We start from the raw sequence: 20,732 nt of genomic DNA, 5'->3' as shown, positions 1-20,732 counted from the left end.
GACCTGCTCGGTGCGTTGCGGGCGGGGGAACGGGTCAGCGTACACCGGCGAGGACGGCGACGGGTGTGCGCGATTCCGCGATCCGGTGGCGTCCCGGCTAGACTCGTGCGGCAACTCCCCAAGACAGTGAACGCCCGGCGATCCGGCGTGCCCAGAGGCGCGCGCCCCGACCGGCCGGCATACGAAAGTGGTTTGTGACGATGGCTTCGACCAACGACCTGAAGAACGGCATGGTGCTCAACATCGAGGGACAGCTCTGGTCCGTCGTCGAGTTCCAGCACGTGAAGCCCGGCAAGGGCCCTGCGTTCGTGCGCACCAAGCTCAAGGCCGTCCTCTCGGGCAAGGTCGTCGACAAGACGTTCAACGCCGGTACCAAGGTCGAGACGAGCAACGTCGACAAGCGGACGATGCAGTACCTCTACAAGGACGGCACCGACTTCGTCTTCATGGACACCGACACCTACGACCAGCTCAACGTGTCGGAGACCGTCGTCGGCGACGCCGCCAACTACCTCCTCGAGAACCAGAACGCGCTCGTCGCCACCAACGAGGGCCTGCCGCTCTACGTCGAGCTGCCCGCGTCGGTCGTCCTCGAGATCACGCACACCGAGCCGGGCCTGCAGGGCGACCGCTCGACCGGCGGCACCAAGCCGGCCACCCTGGAGACCGGCGCCCAGATCAACGTGCCGCTCTTCCTCGAGTCCGGCACCCGCGTCAAGGTCGACACCCGCGACGGCTCGTACCTCGGCCGAGTCAACGACTGAGCGGACGCGAATTCCCTTGGCAGCACGCAGCAAGGCCCGTACCCGGGCGCTCGACATCCTCTTCGAGGCGGACCAGCGCGGCCTCAACGCCGAGACGCTCCTCGACGAGCGCCTCGGCGACCGCGAGTCGCGGGCGGCGAACAACCCGTACACCGCGAACCTCGTGCGCGGCGTCGTCGGGCGCTGGAACGACATCAACGCCGCGCTGACCGACTACAGCCAGGGCTGGACCCTCGACCGGATGCCTGCCGTCGACCGCGCGATCCTKCGCCTCGGCGCGTGGGAGGTCCTCTGGAACGACGAGATCCCCGACGGCGTGGCGATCTCCGAGGCCGTGGCGCTCGCCACCGACCTCTCGACGGACGAGTCGCCGGCCTTCGTCAACGGACTGCTCGCGCGCATCGCCGAGGTCAAGGCCACCATCGTCTGACGCAGACGGCGCACGCACCTGCGAGCGAAGGGCACCCACCGCGGCCGGTGGGTGCCCTTCGCCGTCGGTGCTCCGTCGGTAAGGGTCGGTCAGGGTCGGTCAGGCGGTCGTCACGACCGGCTCGAGCGAGCGCCCGAGGACCTCGCCCAACCGCGCGGCCTCCTCGTCGAGCGAGGTCCTCGGGGGCGATCCGTGACCGGCGGCCCACGTGACCCGGAGCTCTCCGCGGACGACCGACCACGTGCCGCACACGACCCCGCCGCGCAGGACGACATCGGCTCCCCGCGTCACCGCGGTGCGCAACGCCGGGGGCACGACACGCGCGTCCTTCGTGCCCGCGCCCATGACCCACGGGTCGTGGCCGGGGAGCAGCCGCACGGCGTCCGTCGGCTGGGTCGCGCGCAGGCCGTCGGCGTCCTCCGCGAGCACGTACGCTGTCGCGCCCGCGATCTCGACGGGCTCGAGGTGCCCGCGCAGGTCCGCCAGCCAGCCGTCGATCCGCCGGCGTCCGGCGCTGAGGCCGTCGCCGAGCCAGTAGTGGACGTGTTCGGGCGTCGCAGGGCCGTACGCGTGCAGGTAGGCGCGGACGGCGTGCGGGCCCGCCTCAGCGAGGTCCCACACGCCCGCCCACCGGGGGTTGGCCTCGAGCCGCTGGAACGTCGCACGTCCGTCGCGTGGCGGCCCGAACCCCATGTCGCCCTGCCACGTCAGTGCCTTGCTGAGGGTGACGGCTCCCTCGTCGAAGACGGGGCGTAGGTGGCGGTAGGCGGAGCCCCGCGTCACGACCGCGCCGAGCTCGGCGACGGTGAGCGGTCCGTCGGCGAGGGCCTCGCGCACGGCAGCGCGGAACCCCGGCCAGTCCTTCGGGCCGAGCCGGTAGTACTCCTGCCAGCTCTTGCGCTCCCACTGGCGGCCGGCCGCGCGCAGCGCGAGGTAGGCGCCGCCGTCCTCCGGGGTGAGGTAGTGGGTGCCCCCGCGGAACGCGTACACCTTGACGAGACGACCGTCGACGAGCGCCCGGGCCACCTCGTCGGGGCGTGACTGAGCGCGCCTCAGGCGCACGGTGAGCTCGGCGAGACGCTCCTCCTTGGCCGGGACGGCCCCGAGCCGCCGCACGACCTCGGCGACCGACACTCCACCCACGGGATCGAGGAGCTGTTGCTGCAGCCGCCAGGAGAGGGCCCCGGCCCAGGTGATCGACACCCTCGGAGGCTAGCCGCGGTGGCGGACGATCGGGGTCCGGGTCTCGGACCGACCCGTCGTTGCGACCGCTCGGGACGTTCTCACGGTGTGGCGCGGTGTCGGGGCGTCGTGAGCCGGACGTTACACTCGGCGCCGTAGACATCCTTTAACCACCGTCCTGTGAGGCGGGGAAGGAGGTCCAGCGGCGATGCCCTGCCCTGACCTGAGCGCACCTGACCAGTCATCGACGGACCGCTCGAGCATCCCTGAGGACGCTCGCGACGTCATGAGCGAGGGAGACATCTCCCGGGCGCTTCGGCGCATCGGTCACGAGATCCTCGAGCGCAACAAGGGCAGCGAGGGGCTCGTCCTCCTCGGCATCCCCTCGCGCGGGGTCCCGCTCGCCCGCCGCCTGGCGGCCTGCATCGAGGAGGTCGAGGGGACCGCGGTCCCCGTCGGCGAGCTCGACATCACGCTCCACCGCGACGACCTGCGCCGCAACCCGGTGCGCACGGCTCATCGTTCGCGCATCCCGGCCGGAGGCATCGACGACCAGGTCGTCGTCCTCGTCGACGACGTCCTCTACTCCGGGCGCACCATCCGCGCCGCCCTCGACGCGCTCTCCGAGCTCGGCCGACCCCGCGCCGTGCGCCTCGCCGTGCTCGTGGACCGGGGCCACCGCGAGCTGCCGATCCGCGCCGACCACGTCGGCAAGAACCTGCCGACCTCGAGCGCCGAGCGGGTGCACGTCCGGGTCGCCGAGGTCGACGGCCTCGACATCGTGCGGATCAGCGGCGGTGACGCGCGATGACCAAGCACCTCATCTCCTCCGCCGACCTCAGCCGTGCCGAGGTCGAGGACATCCTCGAGACCGCGGCCTCGATGCACGACCTCCAGCGACGCGAGGTCAAGAAGGTGCCGACCCTGCGCGGGCGCACGGTCATCAACTTCTTCTTCGAGGACTCGACCCGCACCCGCAGCTCGTTCGAGATCGCGGGCAAGTGGATGTCGGCCGACACCATCAACCTCTCGGCCAAGGGCTCCTCGACGAGCAAGGGCGAGAGCCTCCGGGACACGGCGATGACCGTCGACGCCATGGCGGTCGACGCGCTCGTCATCCGGCACCACGCGTCCGGTGCCTGCCACCAGGTCGCGCAGTGGGTGCGCTGCAGCGTCATCAACGCGGGCGACGGCACCCACGAGCACCCGACGCAGGCCCTGCTCGACGCGTACACCCTGCGCACCCGGCTCGGTGACCTCGACGGCAAGCACGTCGTCATCGTCGGCGACCTGACCCACTCCCGCGTCTTCCGCAGCAACGTCATCACGCTCAAGACGCTCGGCGCCCGCGTCACGGTCGTCGCGCCGCCGACGCTCATGCCGAGCGGCATCGGGGCGTGGAGCGCGGCCGACGGCTTCGCGACGAGCTGGGACCTCGACCCCGTCCTCGACGGCGAGGGTGAGCACGGGCCCGTCGACGCCGTCATGATGCTCCGCGTCCAGCGCGAGCGGATGAGCGGCGGCTACTTCCCGACGGCGCGCGAGTACACCGTCGGCTACGGCCTGACGCGCGACCGGCTCGAGCGGCTCGTCGCCCGCAACGACGACGTCCTCGTGCTCCACCCCGGCCCGATGAACCGCGGCCTCGAGATCGCACCCGAGGCGGCCGACTCCCCGCAGTCGGTCGTGCTCGACCAGGTCTCGGCCGGCGTGGCGGTCCGGATGGCCGTCCTCTACCACCTGCTCGCCGGCGAGGACACGCCCGCGCCGATGCCCGCCAGTGCCACCGAAGGAGCCGTCCGATGACCCGCCTCGTGATTCGCGGCGCCCGGCTGCTCGGTGCCGACCCGGCCGACCTGCTCGTCGAGGACGGCGTCATCACCGAAGTCGGCTCGGTCTCGGCGCCCTCGGACGCCGAGGTGCTCGACGCCGACGGCCTCGTCGCACTTCCCGGCCTCGTCGACCTGCACGTGCACCTGCGCGAGCCGGGCCGCGAGGATGCCGAGACGATCGCCACCGGCTCGGCTGCCGCTGCCGCCGGCGGCTTCACCGCCGTCTTCGCCATGGCCAACACGAGCCCCGTCACCGACACCGCCGAGGCCGCCGAACGCGTGCTCGACCTCGGGCGCGCGTGCGGGCTCACCGAGGTGGTCCCCGTCGGCGCCGTGACCAAGGGCCTCGAGGGCGCCGAGCTCGCTGAGCTCGGTCTCATGGCCCGCTCGCGGGCGAAGGTGCGTGTCTTCAGCGACGACGGCCACTGCGTGCACGACGCGCGGATCATGCGCCGGGCACTCGAGTACATCAAGCCCTTCGGCGGCGTCGTCAGCCAGCACGCGCAGGACCCGCGCCTCGCGGGCCGAGAGGCCTGCTGCCACGAGGGCGAGGTCTCCGGTCGGCTCGGCCTGCCCGGTTGGCCCGGCATCGCCGAGGAGTCGATCGTCGCGCGTGACGTCATGCTGGCCCGACACACCGGATCCCGCATCCACGTCGCGCACGTCTCGACCGCCGGGAGCGTCGAGGTCATCCGCTGGGCGAAGGCGCAGGGCATCGACGTCACGGCCGAGGTCACGCYCCACCACCTCGTCCTGACGACCGACCTCCTGCTCGGCTACGACCCCGTCTACAAGGTCAATCCGCCGCTGCGCCCGACCGAGGACGTCGAGGCCCTGCGCGCGGCCCTGGCCGACGGCACCATCGACGCGGTCGCCACCGACCACGCCCCCCACGCTCGCCACGACAAGGAGCACGCCTTCGTCGACGCGGCCTTCGGGATGCTCGGCCTCGAGACGGCCCTCTCGGTCGTCAGCGACGTCATGGTGCGAACCGGCCTGCTCGACTGGGCCGACGTGGCACGGGTCATGTCTACCGCGCCGGCACGGATCGGCGGGCTCGCCCACCAGGGAAGGGAGCTCGCCGTCGGCAGCCCCGCCCACATCACCCTCGTCGACCCCGACCGCGAGGTCACGGTCGACGCCGCCGCGAGCCGCAGCCGCTCGCGCAACAACCCGTGGCACGGGCGCACCCTGCACGGAGCCGTCCTCGCGACGGTTCACGCGGGGCGCGTCACCCACGACGTCCGCAACGGCGCGGGCACCCGACGAGAACTGACGAACGCGACGACCTCGGGAGCAGACCTGTGACCACCCAGACCCCCCTGACCGTGCCCACCCGTGACGGGTGGCCCACACGCACCCGCGTGGCGGCGACCCTCGTGCTCGAGGACGGCCGCACCTTCCACGGGTCGTCCTACGGTGCACTGGGGCAGACCGTCGGCGAGGCCGTCTTCTCCACCGGCATGACGGGCTACCAGGAGACGCTGACCGACCCGAGCTACCACCGGCAGGTCATCGTCATGACCTCGCCGCACGTCGGCAACACGGGCGTCAACACCGAGGACGACGAGAGCAGCCGCATCTGGGTCGCCGGCTACGTCGTGCGCGACCCCGCCATCCGGGCGTCGAACTGGCGCGCCACGCGCGACCTCGAGGACGAGCTCGTCGACCAGGGCGTCGTCGGCATCTGCGACATCGACACGCGCGCCCTGACCCGCCACCTGCGCGAGCGCGGGGCGATGCGGGTCGGCATCTTCAGCGGTGACGCCGCCGAGCGCCCCGAGGCCGAGCTGGTCGAGGCGGTTCGCACGAGCCCGCAGATGGCCGGGGCCGCGCTCGCCGCCGAGGTCACCACCTCCGAGCCGTATGCCGTCCCGGCCCTCGGCGACACGAGGTTCACCGTCGCGGCCGTCGACCTCGGCATCAAGGCGATGACCCCGGCGCTCATGGCCCAGCGCGGCATCGAGGTGCACGTGCTGCCGGCCACCGCGACGATCGACGACGTCCTGGCGGTGGGGGAGTCCGGCCCTGACGGCGTCTTCTTCTCCAACGGTCCCGGAGACCCGGCCACCGCCGAGCGCGAGGTCGCGCTGCTGCGTCAGGTGCTCGACCGCGGCATCCCGTTCTTCGGCATCTGCTTCGGCAACCAGCTGCTCGGTCGCGCCCTCGGCTTCGGCACGTACAAGCTGAAGTACGGCCACCGCGGCATCAACCAGCCGGTCATGGACCGCACGACCGGCAAGGTCGAGGTGACGGCCCACAACCACGGCTTCGCCGTGGACGCGCCCCTCGACGAGGACAGCGACACGGCATACGGCCGCGTCCGTGTCTCGCACGTGTGCCTCAACGACGACGTCGTCGAGGGGCTCGAGTGCCTCGACCGTCCCGCGTACTCCGTGCAGTACCACCCCGAGGCCGCGGCCGGCCCGCACGACGCCGCCTACCTCTTCGACCGCTTCGTGGAGCTCATGACCACCAGACAGACCGCCCACCAGACCACGGAGGTCAACGCCTGATGCCCAAGCGCGACGACATCAAGAGCGTGCTCGTCATCGGGTCGGGGCCGATCGTCATCGGCCAGGCCTGCGAGTTCGACTACTCCGGCACCCAGGCCTGCCGCGTGCTGCGCGAGGAGGGCATCCGCGTCATCCTCGTCAACAGCAACCCAGCGACGATCATGACCGACCCCGAGTTCGCCGACGCCACCTACGTCGAGCCGATCACGCCCGAGGTCGTCGAGGCGATCATCGCCAAGGAGCGCCCCGACGCCGTCCTCGCCACGCTCGGCGGGCAGACGGCGCTCAACTGCGCGATCTCCTTGCACGAGAACGGAGTCCTCGAGAAGTACGGCTGCCCGCTCATCGGGGCCAACGTCGAGGCGATCCAGCTCGGCGAGGACCGCGAGAAGTTCAAGGGCGTCGTCGAGCGGTGTGGTGCGGAGTCGGCGAAGTCCCTCATCTGCCACTCGATGGACGAGCTGCTCGCGGCCGCGGACGAGCTCGGCTACCCGGTCGTCGTGCGCCCGTCGTTCACGATGGGCGGCCTCGGGTCAGGGTTCGCCTACGACGAGGCCGACCTGCGCCTCCTCGGCGGTGCCGGGCTCCAGTACAGCCCCACGACCGAGGTGCTGCTCGAGGAGTCGATCCTCGGCTGGAAGGAGTACGAGCTCGAGGTCATGCGCGACCACGCCGACAACGTCGTCGTCGTCTGCTCCATCGAGAACCTCGACCCGATGGGCGTGCACACGGGCGACTCGATCACCGTCGCGCCGGCGCTGACGCTCACCGACCGCGAGTACCAGCGGCTGCGCGACATCGGCATCGCCGTCATCCGCGAGGTCGGCGTCGACACCGGCGGCTGCAACATCCAGTTCGCCGTCAACCCCGACGACGGACGCATCATCGTCATCGAGATGAACCCGCGCGTCTCGCGGTCGAGCGCCCTGGCCTCCAAGGCGACCGGGTTCCCGATCGCCAAGATCGCGGCGAAGATGGCCATCGGTTACACGCTCGACGAGGTGCCCAACGACATCACCCGCGAGACCCCGGCGAGCTTCGAGCCGTCGCTCGACTACGTCGTCGTCAAGGTGCCGCGCTTCGCCTTCGAGAAGTTCCCGGCGGCCGACCCGACGCTGACGACGACGATGAAGTCGGTCGGCGAGGCCATGGCGATCGGGCGCAACTTCACCGAGGCGCTGCAGAAGGCCCTGCGCTCGCTCGAGAAGAAGGGCGCGAGCTTCCACTGGGACGGCGAGATCACCAAGGCCGCCGCCGAGCGCGCGCTCGAGGAGGCCAGGATCCCGACGGACGGCCGCATCGTGCTCGTGCAGCAGGCGCTGCGCGGCGGGTGCACCGTCGAGGAGGTCCACGACGCCACCGGCATCGACCCGTGGTTCCTCGACCAGATCGCGCTCGTCAACGACGTCGCGACGATGCTCGCCGACGCCCCCCAGCTGACGCCGGAGCTGCTCCGCCTCGTCAAGCGCCACGGCTTCAGCGACGCCCAGGTGGCCTCGGTCCGGCGTATGCCGGAGGCCGTGGTCCGCGGCGTGCGCCACGCCCTCGGGGTGCGCCCGGTCTACAAGACCGTCGACACGTGCGCGGCCGAGTTCGCCGCGACGACGCCCTACCACTACAGCTCGTACGACGAGGAGACCGAAGTCGCGCAGCGCGAGCGTCCGGCCGTCATCATCCTCGGCTCGGGACCCAACCGCATCGGGCAGGGTGTCGAGTTCGACTACTCCTGCGTGCATGCGTCGTTCTCCTTGCGCGACAAGGGATTCGACACCGTCATGGTCAACTGCAACCCCGAGACGGTCTCGACCGACTACGACACGAGCAGCCGCCTGTACTTCGAGCCGCTGACGCTCGAGGACGTCCTCGAGGTCATCCACGCCGAGAGCCAGGCCGGCCCGATCGCCGGCGTCATCGTGCAGCTCGGCGGTCAGACGCCGCTCGGTCTCGCGCAGGCGCTCGAGGACGAGGGGGTGCCCATCGTCGGCACGTCGCCGAGCGCGATCCACCTCGCCGAGGACCGTGGTGCCTTCGGCCAGGTGCTCGCCCGGGCGGGCCTCATCGCCCCGAAGCACGGCACGGCCTACAGCTCGGACGAGGCCCTCGTCGTCGCGCGCGAGATCGGCTACCCGGTGCTCGTGCGCCCGTCCTACGTGCTCGGCGGTCGCGGCATGGTCATCGTCTACGACGACGACTCGCTCGTGACCTACGTCGAGAAGGCGACCGAGGCCTCGCCCGACCACCCGATCCTCATCGACCGCTTCCTCGACGACGCGATCGAGATCGACGTGGACGCGCTCTTCGACGGCGAGGACATGTACCTCGGCGGGATCATGGAGCACGTCGAGGAGGCCGGGATCCACTCGGGCGACAGCTCGTGCACGCTGCCGCCCGCGACGCTCGGCGACGGTGAGCTCGAGCGCGTGCGCGTCGCGACGCGCAAGCTCGCCGAGGGCATCGGCGTCCGCGGCCTCATGAACGTCCAGTTCGCGCTGGCCCAGGACATCCTCTACGTCATCGAGGCCAACCCCCGAGCGTCGCGCACGGTGCCGTTCGTCGCCAAGGCGACGGGCGTGCCCATCGCGAGCGCCGCGGCCCGGGTCATGCTCGGCGCCACGATCAAGGAGCTGCGCGAGGAGGGCATGCTGCCCCCGACCGGCGACGGCGGACGGATGCCCGACCACGCTCCCGTCTCGTGCAAGGAGGCCGTTCTGCCCTTCAAGCGCTTCCGCACCAAGGAGGGCGTCGCGGTGGACTCGCTGCTCGGCCCGGAGATGCGATCGACGGGCGAGGTCATGGGCATCGACGTCGACTTCGGCTCGGCCTTCTCCAAGGCCCAGCAGGGCGGTGGGTCGGCGCTGCCACGCTCCGGGGCGATCTTCGTGTCGGTGGCCAACCGGGACAAGCGCGCCATGCTCTTCCCGGTCAAGCGCCTCGTCGACCTCGGCTTCACCATCCTCGCGACGAGCGGCACGGCCGCGGTGCTCAAGCGCAACGGCATCCCTGCGACGTTGGTCCGCAAGATCACCGAGCGCGACGGTGACGCCCCGGGGGAGAAGTCGATCGTCGACCTCATCCGCGAGGGCACGGTGCAGATGGTCGTCAACACGCCGTCGGGCCAGGACGCCCGTGCCGACGGCTACGCGATCCGCGCGGCCACGACGAGCGCCGACAAGCCGATCATCACGACGATCGCGACGCTCGCCGCCGCCGTGCTCGGCATCGAGGCGGGACTCACGGAGGAGATCCGCGTCAAGTCGCTGCAGGACCACGCGCGCGACCTCGACCTCTACGGTCGCGGCACGGCAGCGGCGCCATCCACCACGACGGCTACGGCCACGGCTACGGCGACGGCTGGAGCGACCGCATGAGCGAGCGCCAGCTGCGCGCCCGGGTGACGCAGGAGGTCGCGGAGGTCATCGCGACCCGGCGGGTCGGCGCGTACCAGCACCTCACCCTCGTCGCCCCCGGCGTCGCCGAGCTGGCCCGCCCGGGTCAGTTCGTCGCGCTCGCCGTCGGGGGCGAGACGTCCGGCACCCTGTTGCGCCGGTCCTTCTCGATCCACAAGGTCAGCCCGAGCGGCACCTACGGCGGCACCGTCGAGATCGTCGTCTCGGCCGTCGGCACCGGCACCCGGTGGATCGTCGACCGCGCGCCGCACGACACGATCGACGTCGTCGGTCCGCTCGGCAAGGCGTTCCCGCTGCCGACCGACCCCGTGGCCTGCGTCCTCGTCGGCGGCGGCTACGGCAGCGCGCCGCTCTTCTGGCTCGCGGCCGAGCTGCGCGAGCGCGGCTGCCACGTCGAGATGGTGCTCGGTGCTGCGAGCGAGGACCGTCTCTTCGGCGTGGTCGAGGCCCGCCGCAGCTGCGACGGCGTCACGGTGACGACCGACGACGGTTCGGCCGGTCAGCGGGGCTGGGTCAGCGACCCGCTGCCCGAGATCATCGAGCGCACGAAGGCAGGTGTCGTCTACGGCTGCGGCCCGATGGGGATGCTCAAGTCGATCACCCGCGTCGCCCAGGCGCACGACGCGGTCGCACAGGTTGCCGTCGAGGAGTCCATGGCCTGTGGTGTCGGCGTCTGCATGACGTGCGTCATGCCGGTCGTCGGCTCCGACGGCCGCACCCGGATGGTGCGCTCGTGCGTCGAGGGGCCCGTCTTCCGCGGCGACCGCGTCCGGTGGGACGCCTTCGACGGAGGCCATGCCCGCGTCCCCGACGATGCCGTCGGCGCCCCGAAGGTGGGTGGTCACTGATGGTGGACCTCTCCGTCGACCTCGGGGGCGGACACCGGCTGCCCAACCCGCTCATGACCGCCTCGGGCTGCGCGGCCAACGGCAGGGAGCTGCACCGCTTCTTCGACGTCGCCGACCTCGGCGCGTTCGTCACCAAGTCCGTCATGGCCGACCCGCGGTCCGGCCGCGGCACCCCCCGCATGGCCGAGACGCCATCGGGGATGCTCAACTCGATCGGCCTGCAGGGTCCGGGCATCGAGGCGTTCGTCGACGAGGACCTGCCGTGGCTCCAGTCCGTCGGCGCGCGCGTGCTGCCCTCGATCGCCGGCAGCTCGAGCACCGAGTACGCCCACGTCGCAGCCACGCTGCGCGCGAGCCGGGCCTTCGACGCCGTCATCGGCGTCGAGGTGAACATCTCGTGTCCCAACGTCGCCAACCGCGGCCTCGTCTTCGCCTGCGACCCGCTCGCGTCGGCCAAGGTCATCGCCCTCGTGCGCGAGCAGCTCCCGCGCGACATCCCGGTGTTCGCCAAGCTGAGCCCGGACGTCACCGACATCACCGCCATCGCGGCCGCCTGCGTCAAGGCCGGCGCCGACGGCCTGACGATGATCAACACCCTGCTCGGCATGGTCATCGACACCGACCGGATGCGTCCGCAGCTCGGCGGGGTCACCGGCGGCCTGTCGGGACCCGGCATCCGACCGGTCGCGGTGCGGGCCATCTGGCAGGTGCGTCAGGCGATGTTCGAGGGCCGCATCCCCACCGTGCCGATCATCGGCGTCGGGGGYGTGCGCACGGGTCGTGACGCCCTCGAGCTCGTCGCCGCCGGCGCGAGCGCAATCCAGGTCGGCACCGCGGTCTTCAACGATCCGTCGGCGCCGGTCCGTGTCCTGCGCGAGCTCTGCGAGCTGCTCGACGCCAAGGGCTTCGAGCGCTTCACCGACGCCGTCGCCGTGGCCCACGGCCGCTGAGCCACCCGACCCGTGAACGGAGACCGAACGATGACCCAGCCCTTCGGAGCCCGCCTCCATGACGCCATGGCGACCCACGGCCCGCTCTGTGTGGGCATCGACCCCCATCGGGCGCTCGTCGAGTCGTGGGGCCTGTCCTACGACGTCGCCGGCCTGGAGCGCTTCGCCCTGACCTGCGTCGAGGCGTTCGCCGGCCGGGTCGCCGCCGTCAAGCCGCAGTCCGCCTTCTTCGAGGTCTTCGGCAGTCGGGGCCTGGCCGTGCTCGAGCGCGTGCTGACCGACCTGCGCGAGGCCGGAACGCTGACGATCCTCGACGCGAAGCGCGGCGACATCGGCTCGACCATGGGTGCCTACGCCGAGGCCTACCTCGGCCCGGACGCCGTCGCCCCTCCGGACGCGCTCACCGTCAGCCCGTACCTCGGGTACGAGTCCCTCCGCCCCGCGATCGACCTCGCCGAGCAGACGGGGCGCGGGCTCTTCGTCCTCGCGCTGACGTCGAACCCCGAAGGCGCGACCGTCCAGCACGCGGTGCGCGACGGCCGGTCCGTAGCTGCGTCCGTCGTCGCGGGCGCTGCGGGTGACAACGCCTCGGCGCGAGGCCGCGGCGAGCTGGGCAGCATCGGACTCGTCATCGGTGCCACGGTCGGCAGTGCCGTGCACGACCTCCGGCTCGACCTCGTGAGTGCCGCGACGCCGGTGCTCGCCCCGGGCTTCGGTGCCCAGGGCGGCACCGTCGACTCGCTGACCTCGACCTTCGGCGCGGCCCGCGGCCAGGTGCTCGCGTCATCGAGCCGCGAGATCCTCGCCGCCGGTCCGGACCCGAGCCGTCTCGTGGTCCGGACGAACCAGGTCCAGGACATGCTGCGGGGCTGACCCCGCTCACCACGTCGCATCGTGCAGTCGCGGGACGTCGCCGACGACACGGCATACGGTGTGGTGATGCGAACGACCGCCTTGCGCAAGGGCCCTTCGGTGGCCCTCTCGCTGCTCCTCACGGCGACCTCGGTCGCGGCCTGCTCGTCGGGGTCGACCGGTTCCTACTGCGACGCCCTGACGGCCGCCGAGGCAGACTGGAAGGATGCGGGCGCGACCCTCAAGGACCCCGCTGCGGCGGCGCGCTTCGTCGCCACCATCACCTCGGTCGAGGCGAGTGCCCCCGAGGAGGTCAGGACCGACTGGGCCTCGCTGCGGGTCCTCGTCGCGAAGTTCACGGTGGCCAAGCCCGACCTCACGGAGCTGACGAAGCACATGGAGGGTTTCGAGAGCTCGGCCAAGCGGATCGAGACCCACGCCAAGGAGACGTGCGGGATCGACCTCGGCAGCTGAGCAGCGTCCGAACGTCGGCTGAACGGCAGCGGGAGGGCGGCACGAGGGCAGCGGGCGGCGTCCCGGCACGGCCCCCGCGTTGCGGCGCGCACGGCCGGATCGCTAGGTTCGGCGGAGACAACACGCGAGACGTGAAGAACGGCAGGGGGCGCAGGGCGCTCCCCGCAGGCAGCGAGGAGACCGAAGACCGTGGCGCTTCCACCGCTCACCCCTGAGCAACGGGCCGCAGCACTCGAGAAGGCTGCAGCCGCACGTCGGGAGCGAGCAGCGGTCAAGAACCGGCTCAAGTACTCCAGCGGCTCCCTCTCCGAGGTCCTCGAGGACGGCAAGGCCGACCCGGTCATCGGCAAGATGAAGGTCACCGAGCTGCTCGAGTCGATGCCCGGCGTCGGCCGCGTCCGCGCCAAGGCGATCATGGCCGAGGTCGGCATCGCCGAGTCGCGACGCGTGCGTGGGCTCGGGGCCAACCAGGTCGCAGCCCTGCTCCACCGCTTCGAGAAGCCGTGATGTCGGCTGACCCGACGTCGCCCGCGGAGCCCCAGCACGACGCAGCTGCCCCCCGGCGTGGTCGGCTCACGGTGCTCGCCGGCCCCACCGCGGTCGGCAAGGGCACCATCGCGGCCTACGTGCGCACGCACTTCCCGGGCGTCTGGTTCTCCGTCTCGATGACGACCCGCCGGCCGCGACCGGGCGAGGTCGACGGCGTGCACTACCACTTCGTCGACGACCACGAGTTCGACCGTCTGGTCGAGGCGGGGCAGTTCCTCGAGTACGCCGTCGTCCACGGCGCCGCCAAGTACGGCACGCCGCGGGGTCCGGTCGAGCGTGTCATCCGCGAGGGCCGCGACGCCCTGCTCGAGATCGACCTGCAGGGCGCGCGCCAGGTGCGCGACACGTGGCCCGAGGCACTCTTCGTCTTCCTCGCACCGCCGAGCTGGGACGAGCTGGTGCGCCGGCTCGTCGGCCGCGGCACCGAGGACGAGGCCGAGCGCGAGCGTCGCCTGTCCACCGCACGGGGCGAGATGGCGGCCCAGAGCGAGTTCGACGAGGTCATCGTCAACGACGATGTTCGTCGGGCCAGCGAAGAACTCGTATCATTGATGAGATCGGGACGCACCGACCGGTGAGTCCCGACGTGATGTGTGCCAGCCGACGGCATACGACCGCACCGCCGTCGACGTCGCGGCACGCACCTCAAGCCCGCTGAAACCAACGAAACGAGATCACTGTGTCCGGTACCCAGGCTGCTCCCATCGGCATCACCAACCCGCCGATCGACGACCTCCTGACCGCCGCCGACTCGAAGTACGCGCTCGTCATCTACTCCGCCAAGCGCGCCCGTCAGATCAACGCCTACTACTCCCAGCTGCAGGAGGGCCTGCTCGACTACGTCGGCCCGCTCGTCGAGACCGAGGTCCACGAGAAGCCGCTGTCGATCGCACTGCGCGAGATCAACGAGGGCCTGCTGACCTCGACGCCCACCGAGGCCTGAGCACCCCGACGGGTCCGGAGCAGCCGATGCGCGTCGTCCTCGGGGTGAGTGGCGGCATCGCCGCCTACAAGGCGTGCTCGCTGCTCCGGCTCTTCACCGAGCACGGGCACGACGTCACGGTCGTGCCCACCGCGGCGGCGCTCCAGTTCGTCGGGGCGCCGACGTGGTCCGCCCTCTCGGGCAAGCCCGTCAGCACCGAGGTGTGGACGTCCGTGCACGAGGTCCCGCACGTGCGCATCGGCCAGTCGGCCGACCTCGTCGTCGTCGCACCGGCCACGGCCGACCTGCTCGCCAAGGCCGCACACGGCCTGGCCGACGACCTCCTGACCAACACCCTGCTCACCGCCCGGTGCCCGGTGGCCTTCGCGCCGGCCATGCACACGGAGATGTGGGAGCACCCGGCCACGCAGGCCAACGTCGCCACGTTGCGCTCGCGCGGAGCGCACGTCATCGAGCCCGCGGTGGGTCGCCTCACGGGCAAGGACTCCGGCGTCGGCCGCCTCCCCGAGCCCGAGGCGTTGTATGCCGCATGCCTCGCGATCGTCTGGGGTGACGGGACTGCGGTGGCCGGGCCGCCGCTGCGCGACCTCGAGGGCCGCCGCGTCGTCGTGTCCGCCGGTGGCACGCGCGAGCCGCTCGACCCGGTGCGCTACCTCGGGAACCGTTCGTCCGGCAAGCAGGGCGTGGCCATCGCTCGAGCCGCCGCCGACCGCGGGGCGAAGGTCATCCTCGTAGCCGCCAACGTCGCGGTCCCGGTGCCCGAGGGCATCGACGTCGTGCGGGTCGAGACGACGCTCGAGCTGCAGCGGGCGGTCGAGGAGGCGGCGTCGGATGCCGACGTCGTCGTCATGGCCGCGGCTCCGGCCGACTTCCGCCCGGCGCTCGTGAGCGAGAGCAAGATCAAGAAGTCCTCCGACCCCGACGCCGGCCTGAGGGTCGAGCTCGTCGAGAACCCCGACATCGTCCGTGGGCTCGTCGCGGAGCGCGACGCCCGTGGGACGGGCACGCCGTTCATCGTCAGCTTCGCCGCCGAGACGGGCGATGCCCACGGCAGCGTCATGGACCACGCGCGGGCGAAGTTCGCCCGGAAGGGCAGCGACCTGCAGGTCGTCAACGAGGTCGGCGCCGGCCTGACCTTCGGCAAGGACGACACGACGGTGCACCTGCTCCGCCGCGGCAGCGAGGAGGCGACGACGGTCGGACCGACCTCCAAGGACACCGTCGCCACCGCGCTGTGGGACACCATCTCGCCCCTGCTCGACTGAGCACTAGACTCTCGCCCCAGCATGGCCTGCCATCCGCAGGACCGGGGCCGCCGAACCACCCGCACCAACTCCGCACCCGACCGAGGGAGAGCAAGTGTCCGCACGTCTGTTCACGTCCGAGTCCGTCACCGAGGGACACCCGGACAAGATCTGCGACCAGATCAGCGACTCGATCCTCGACGCGCTGCTCACCGACGACCCGCAGGCGCGCGTCGCGGTCGAGACGATGGTCACGACCGGGCTCGTCCACGTCGCCGGCGAGGTGTCCACCACGGCCTACGTCGAGATCCCGAAGATCGTGCGCGAGACCATCCTCGAGGTCGGCTACGACGGCTCGCAGAAGGGCTTCGACGGGCGGACCTGCGGCGTCTCGATCTCCATCGGTGCACAGTCGCCCGACATCGCCCAGGGCGTCGACACGGCGCACGAGCACCGCACGGGTGACGTCGACGACCTGCTCGACAAGCAGGGCGCCGGCGACCAGGGCCTGATGTTCGGCTACGCGTGCGACGACACGGCCGAGCTCATGCCGCTGCCGATCCACCTGGCCCACCGCCTCTCGGAGCGCCTGACGCAGGTGCGCAAGAGCGACGAGCTCGCCTACCTGCGCCCCGATGGCAAGACGCAGGTCACGATCGCCTACGAGGGCGACCGCGCCGTCTCCCTCGACACCGTCGTGCTCTCGACCCAGCACGCCCCCGACGTCTCGCTCGAGGGCATGCTCGAGCCCGACATTCGCGCCCACGTCATCGAGCCCGTCCTCGCGGAGCTGCGCGAGAGCGGCACCGACCTCGACGTGTCGAGCTACCGGGCCCTGATCAACCCGACCGGTCGCTTCGAGATCGGCGGCCCGATGGGCGACGCCGGCCTGACCGGTCGCAAGATCATCGTCGACACCTACGGTGGCATGGCCCGCCACGGCGGCGGTGCCTTCTCGGGCAAGGACCCGAGCAAGGTCGACCGCTCGGCCGCCTACGCCATGCGCTGGGTCGCCAAGAACGTCGTCGCCGCGGGCCTCGCCCGTCGCTGCGAGGTCCAGGTCGCCTACGCCATCGGCAAGGCGCAGCCGGTCGGCCTCTACATCGAGACCTTCGGCACCGAGACCGTCCCGGTCGACAAGATCCAGCAGGCCATCGGCGACGTCTTCGACCTGCGCCCGGCCGCCATCGTCGACGCGCTCGACCTGCTGCGCCCGATCTACCGCCCGACCGCGGCCTACGGCCACTTCGGCCGCACCAAGGCCGACGGGGTCGAGAACCCGTTCACGTGGGAGCGCACCGACCGCATCGAGGCCCTGCGCACGGCCGTCTCCGGCTGAGGCTAGATTCGCCCCCGTGGGCGACGACGAGACGAAGCAGCGACCGGCCGGACGGCCGGTCGCTGCCGTCGTCGTGGAGACCCCGCTCGCGCACCTCGACCGCGTCTTCGAGTACGCCGTGCCCGAGGAGCTCGATGCCGACGCCGTGCCCGGCGCACGCGTGCGGGTGCGCTTCTCGGGTCGCGAGCTCGACGGCTTCGTCGTCGAGCGCCGGGACCAGCCGCAGCACGACGGCCGGCTGACGCCGCTGCGCCGGGTCGTCAGCCCCGAGCCGGTGCTGACCCCCGAGGTCCTCGCCCTCTGCCGCGCCGTCGCCGACCGGTATGCCGGCACCCTGAGCGACGTCCTGCGCCTCGCGGTGCCCAAGCGCCACGCCACGGCCGAGCGCAACCTCGCGATGGAGTGCCCGCCCCAGGACGAGGTCGCAGCACCCGACCCCGGCGCGTGGGCGGCCTACCCGGCCGGGCCGGCGTGGCTGCGTCGGGTGGCCTCCGGGGAGGGGCCCGCCGCGGCGTGGACCGCCCTGCCGGGACGCGCAGGAGACGCGGACTGGCCGGCCGCGCTCGCCGTCGCCGTGGCCACGGCGCTGGCCGCGGGCCGGGGCGCGCTCGTCGTCGTGCCCGACCACCGGGACGTCGACCGGCTCGACGCCGCGCTGACCGCCGTGCTCGGCAAGGGGCGCCACGTTCGGCTCACCTCCGACCAGGGCCCGCAGGCGCGCTACACCGCGTGGCTCAAGGTGCTCCGCGGCCACGTCCGCGTCGTCATCGGCACGCGCGCGGCCGCCTTCGCCCCCGTCCACGACCTCGGCCTCGTCGCGTGGTGGGACGACGGCGACGACCTGCTGGCCGAGCCGCGGGCGCCCTACCACCACGTGGGCGTCGTGCTCGGGCTGAGGGCGTCCGCGACCGGCGCCGCCCTGCTCACCGGAGGGTTCGGGCGGAGCCTGCGCGTCCAGGTGGCCGTCGAGGCGGGCGCGCTCGTGCCGGTCGAGGCCGATGCCGCGACCGTGCGGGCGGCTGCACCACGCGTCACCATCGCCGGTGAGGGGGTCGACGAGGAGCGCGACGGCCCGGCGGCCCGGGCCCACATCCCCTCACGCGCGTGGCGCGTCGCCAAGGACGCCCTCGTCGACGGACCGGTCCTCGTCCAGGTGCCGCGCCGCGGCTACCTGCCGTCGCTCAGCTGCGCCGAGTGCCGCACGCCGGTGCGGTGCGTGCGCTGCCAAGGGCCGGTGGCGCTCGGAGCCTCCGGGACGGCCCCGGCCTGCCGGTGGTGCGGCCTGGCGCTGAGCGGCCACGGCTTCGAGTGCGGACACTGCGGCTCGCGTCGGCTGCGTTCCTCGATCACGGGCGCGCGGCGCACGGCGGAGGAGATCGGGCGCGCCTTCCCGGGTTTCCCGGTCCACACGTCGGGCTCCGGGGAGGTGCTCGCCGTCGTCGGGCGCGAGCCGTCCCTCGTCATCGCGACGCCGGGGGCCGAGCCGGTCGCCGACGGCGGCTACACCGCCGTGCTGCTCCTCGATGCGTGGGCGAGCCTCGACCTGCCGGTGCTCGACGCGCCGCTCGAGGCAGTGCGCCGGTGGATGGCTGCGGCGGCACTGGCCCGCGAGGGGCGTGCCGTGGTGCTGAGCGGCGCCCCGGAGGCCGTGGCGCTGCCGGCCGTCGAGGCGCTCGTGCGGTGGGACCCTGCCTGGCTCGCGGCCCGCGAGCTGGCGGAGCGGCGTGAGCTGGGTCTTCCGCCGGCCGTGCGCGTGGCCCAGCTGACCGGTGGCCGGCGGCCGCTCGAGGAGGCGCTCGGACAGGCCGACCTGCCCGACGTCGCCCAGGTGCTCGGCCCGGTCCGGCTCTCGCACGCGGGTGCACCTCCCCGCCGTGCCCCGGCTGACGGGGAGCCCGAACGTGCCGCCGCCGACCACCACGTGCTCGTCCGCGTGCCGGCCTCCCAGACCGAGTCGCTGACCCGGGCCCTGCTGGCGCTCAAGGCCTTCCGTTCGGCTCGCAAGGAGACGGACGTCGTGGCCGTGCGGGTCGACCCGCTCGACACGTTCTGACCAGCCGTCGCGTCTCCGAGGCGTCACGGGCACGCCGCCGTGACAGAGTGACGGCATGCCCGATCGCGAGCTCGACATCGTCCTCTACGGCGCCACCGGCTTCGTCGGGGCACTGACCGCCGCCCACCTCGCCGCCCATGCGGGGCCTGACGTGCGGATCGCTCTGGCGGGCCGGTCGCGTCCCAAGCTCGAGGCGCTGCGCGTCGAGCTCGGGCGGGCCGCGGCCTCCTGGGAGCTCGTGGCCGTGGACGCGACGGACGCTCCCGCCCTCCGCTCCCTCGCCGGGCGCACGCGCGTGCTCGCCACGACGGTCGGCCCGTACGCGACGTACGGCAAGGAGGTGGCGCGGGCCTGCGCCGCGTCGGGGACGCACTACGCCGACCTCACCGGTGAGGTGCTCTTCGTGCGGTGGTCCCTCGACGAGCTGGACGCCCGGGCCCGCGAGACCGGCGCCGCCGTCGTGCACGCGTGCGGCTTCGACTCCATCCCCTCCGACCTCGGCGTCCTGACGACGGCCCAGCGCGTGGCCGCGGACGGCGAGGGCACGCTCGCCGAGACGACGCTGCTCGTCCGGTCCCTCAGGGGTGGCTTTTCGGGCGGCACCATCGACTCCGTCCGCCAGCAGGCGATCACGGCTCGTGCCGACGCCGACGCCCGTCGCGTGCTCGGCGACTCGTACGCGTTGAGCCCCCGACGCTCGGAGGAGCCGTCCTCGGGTCGCCGGGCTCCCAGCGGTGTCCTCGGCCGGCTGCGCCGGCTCGTGCCCGTCGACCGCAACCCGTCGACGGGACGATGGACCGGGCCGTTCGTCATGGCGTCGTTCAACACCCGGATCGTGCGACTGTCGAACACCCTGACCGACTGGTCCTACGGTCGGGACCTGCGCTACCGCGAGGCGACCGACTTCGGCTCGGGCCCGATGTCGCCGGTCCTGGCCGGCGGGATGGCGGTCGGACTCGGCGGCGTCGTGGCCGGTATGGCGTTCCGTCCGGCGCGGGCCGTCATCGACCGCTTCCTGCCCAAGCCGGGCGAGGGCCCGAGCCCCGAGGCGCAGGCCGCCGGACGCTTCCGCCTCGAGATCCGCTCCACGACGACGACGGGTGCGCGCTACCGCACGCGGGTCGGCGCCGACTACGACCCGGGCTACGGCGGCACGGCGGTCATGTTCGGACAGACCGCGCTCGCCCTGGCGCTCGACGAGGGCCTGCCGCGCCGTGCCGGTGTCTGCACGCCCGCCACGGCCCTCGGCGAGGTCCTCGTCGAGCGGCTGCGGGCCCAGGGCTTCACCTTCGACGTCGAGCGCGACGACCAGCCGAACGGCTGAGCACCACCGAAGAGCACGACCGACC

At 72.4% G+C, this 20,732-nt stretch carries 19 protein-coding genes; 18 read left to right on the top strand and 1 reads right to left on the bottom strand.

What is annotated here, in order from left to right; translation table 11 throughout:
- Positions 1 to 200: 200 nt before the first annotated feature.
- Positions 201 to 764 carry an elongation factor P gene (gene efp / locus AB4Y83_RS06985; protein ID WP_020143980.1) on the top strand — a complete coding sequence of 188 codons (564 nt, stop codon included), beginning with the start codon at positions 201 to 203 and terminating at the stop codon, positions 762 to 764.
- 16 nt (positions 765 to 780) lie between these two features.
- A complete protein-coding gene (nusB, locus tag AB4Y83_RS06980) occupies positions 781 to 1,194 on the top strand; it encodes a transcription antitermination factor NusB (RefSeq protein ID WP_442296396.1) in 414 nt (137 codons plus the stop codon).
- Between the two features lie 99 nt (positions 1,195 to 1,293).
- On the opposite strand, the gene AB4Y83_RS06975 is transcribed toward nusB, so the two are convergent.
- The gene (locus AB4Y83_RS06975; RefSeq protein ID WP_442296395.1) at positions 1,294 to 2,397 is read right to left on the bottom strand and encodes a DNA glycosylase AlkZ-like family protein; all 1,104 of its coding nucleotides are present in this window, start codon (positions 2,395 to 2,397) and stop codon (positions 1,294 to 1,296) included.
- A 187-nt stretch (positions 2,398 to 2,584) separates the two neighbouring features.
- Between AB4Y83_RS06975 and pyrR the strand changes: the two genes are divergently transcribed.
- The 16 genes from pyrR (at position 2,585) to AB4Y83_RS06895 (ending at position 20,707) form a co-directional block, all read left to right on the top strand.
- Positions 2,585 to 3,187 carry a bifunctional pyr operon transcriptional regulator/uracil phosphoribosyltransferase PyrR gene (gene pyrR / locus AB4Y83_RS06970; protein WP_056776468.1) on the top strand — a complete coding sequence of 201 codons (603 nt, stop codon included), beginning with the start codon at positions 2,585 to 2,587 and terminating at the stop codon, positions 3,185 to 3,187.
- Positions 3,184 to 4,182 carry an aspartate carbamoyltransferase catalytic subunit gene (locus tag AB4Y83_RS06965; RefSeq protein ID WP_056776472.1) on the top strand — a complete coding sequence of 333 codons (999 nt, stop codon included), beginning with the start codon at positions 3,184 to 3,186 and terminating at the stop codon, positions 4,180 to 4,182. The genes pyrR and AB4Y83_RS06965 overlap by 4 nt, the downstream gene beginning before the upstream one ends.
- A complete protein-coding gene (locus AB4Y83_RS06960; RefSeq protein ID WP_442296394.1) occupies positions 4,179 to 5,516 on the top strand; it encodes a dihydroorotase in 1,338 nt (445 codons plus the stop codon). The genes AB4Y83_RS06965 and AB4Y83_RS06960 overlap by 4 nt, the downstream gene beginning before the upstream one ends.
- Entirely contained in the window at positions 5,513 to 6,724 is a 1,212-nt protein-coding gene (gene carA, locus AB4Y83_RS06955) for a glutamine-hydrolyzing carbamoyl-phosphate synthase small subunit (RefSeq protein ID WP_442273683.1), read from the top strand. The genes AB4Y83_RS06960 and carA overlap by 4 nt, the downstream gene beginning before the upstream one ends.
- Positions 6,724 to 10,092: a carbamoyl-phosphate synthase large subunit gene (gene carB, locus AB4Y83_RS06950; protein WP_442296393.1), complete on the top strand. Its 3,369-nt coding sequence runs from the start codon at positions 6,724 to 6,726 to the stop codon at positions 10,090 to 10,092. Before carA ends, carB begins: the two co-directional genes overlap by 1 nt.
- Positions 10,089 to 10,979 (top strand): dihydroorotate dehydrogenase electron transfer subunit, encoded by an 891-nt coding sequence (locus AB4Y83_RS06945; protein WP_442296392.1) that lies wholly within the window; start codon positions 10,089 to 10,091, stop codon positions 10,977 to 10,979. The genes carB and AB4Y83_RS06945 overlap by 4 nt, the downstream gene beginning before the upstream one ends.
- Positions 10,979 to 11,929, top strand: a complete 951-nt coding sequence (locus AB4Y83_RS06940) for a dihydroorotate dehydrogenase (protein WP_056826934.1) — start codon at positions 10,979 to 10,981, stop codon at positions 11,927 to 11,929. The genes AB4Y83_RS06945 and AB4Y83_RS06940 overlap by 1 nt, the downstream gene beginning before the upstream one ends.
- A 30-nt stretch (positions 11,930 to 11,959) precedes the next feature.
- Positions 11,960 to 12,802, top strand: coding sequence for an orotidine-5'-phosphate decarboxylase (gene pyrF, locus AB4Y83_RS06935; RefSeq protein WP_442273680.1), 843 nt, complete (start codon positions 11,960 to 11,962; stop codon positions 12,800 to 12,802).
- Positions 12,803 to 12,868: 66 nt separating this feature from the next.
- Positions 12,869 to 13,255 carry a hypothetical protein gene (locus AB4Y83_RS06930; RefSeq protein WP_442273679.1) on the top strand — a complete coding sequence of 129 codons (387 nt, stop codon included), beginning with the start codon at positions 12,869 to 12,871 and terminating at the stop codon, positions 13,253 to 13,255.
- A gap of 189 nt (positions 13,256 to 13,444) precedes the next feature.
- Positions 13,445 to 13,762, top strand: a complete 318-nt coding sequence (mihF, locus tag AB4Y83_RS06925; RefSeq protein WP_020143992.1) for an integration host factor, actinobacterial type — start codon at positions 13,445 to 13,447, stop codon at positions 13,760 to 13,762.
- On the top strand, positions 13,762 to 14,382 hold the full coding sequence (gmk, locus tag AB4Y83_RS06920) for a guanylate kinase (RefSeq protein ID WP_442273678.1): 621 nt from the start codon (positions 13,762 to 13,764) through the stop codon (positions 14,380 to 14,382). The genes mihF and gmk overlap by 1 nt, the downstream gene beginning before the upstream one ends.
- A 101-nt stretch (positions 14,383 to 14,483) precedes the next feature.
- On the top strand, positions 14,484 to 14,747 hold the full coding sequence (gene rpoZ, locus AB4Y83_RS06915; RefSeq protein ID WP_020143994.1) for a DNA-directed RNA polymerase subunit omega: 264 nt from the start codon (positions 14,484 to 14,486) through the stop codon (positions 14,745 to 14,747).
- 26 nt (positions 14,748 to 14,773) lie between these two features.
- Positions 14,774 to 16,012 (top strand): bifunctional phosphopantothenoylcysteine decarboxylase/phosphopantothenate--cysteine ligase CoaBC, encoded by a 1,239-nt coding sequence (gene coaBC, locus AB4Y83_RS06910; RefSeq protein ID WP_442273677.1) that lies wholly within the window; start codon positions 14,774 to 14,776, stop codon positions 16,010 to 16,012.
- A 94-nt stretch (positions 16,013 to 16,106) separates the two neighbouring features.
- Positions 16,107 to 17,330 (top strand): methionine adenosyltransferase, encoded by a 1,224-nt coding sequence (gene metK / locus AB4Y83_RS06905; RefSeq protein ID WP_056776501.1) that lies wholly within the window; start codon positions 16,107 to 16,109, stop codon positions 17,328 to 17,330.
- A 16-nt stretch (positions 17,331 to 17,346) separates the two neighbouring features.
- Positions 17,347 to 19,383, top strand: a complete 2,037-nt coding sequence (locus tag AB4Y83_RS06900) for a primosomal protein N' (protein WP_442296391.1) — start codon at positions 17,347 to 17,349, stop codon at positions 19,381 to 19,383.
- Between the two features lie 55 nt (positions 19,384 to 19,438).
- The gene (locus AB4Y83_RS06895; protein WP_442296390.1) at positions 19,439 to 20,707 is read left to right on the top strand and encodes a saccharopine dehydrogenase family protein; all 1,269 of its coding nucleotides are present in this window, start codon (positions 19,439 to 19,441) and stop codon (positions 20,705 to 20,707) included.
- Positions 20,708 to 20,732 lie beyond the last annotated feature (25 nt).

It is taken from the genome of Terrabacter sp. RAF57, from assembly GCF_052113925.1.
Classification (GTDB): Bacteria; Actinomycetota; Actinomycetes; order Actinomycetales; family Dermatophilaceae; genus Terrabacter.
The sequence above is the reverse complement of the archived record's forward strand: the minus strand, read 5'-3'. Positions and strand labels throughout refer to the sequence as shown.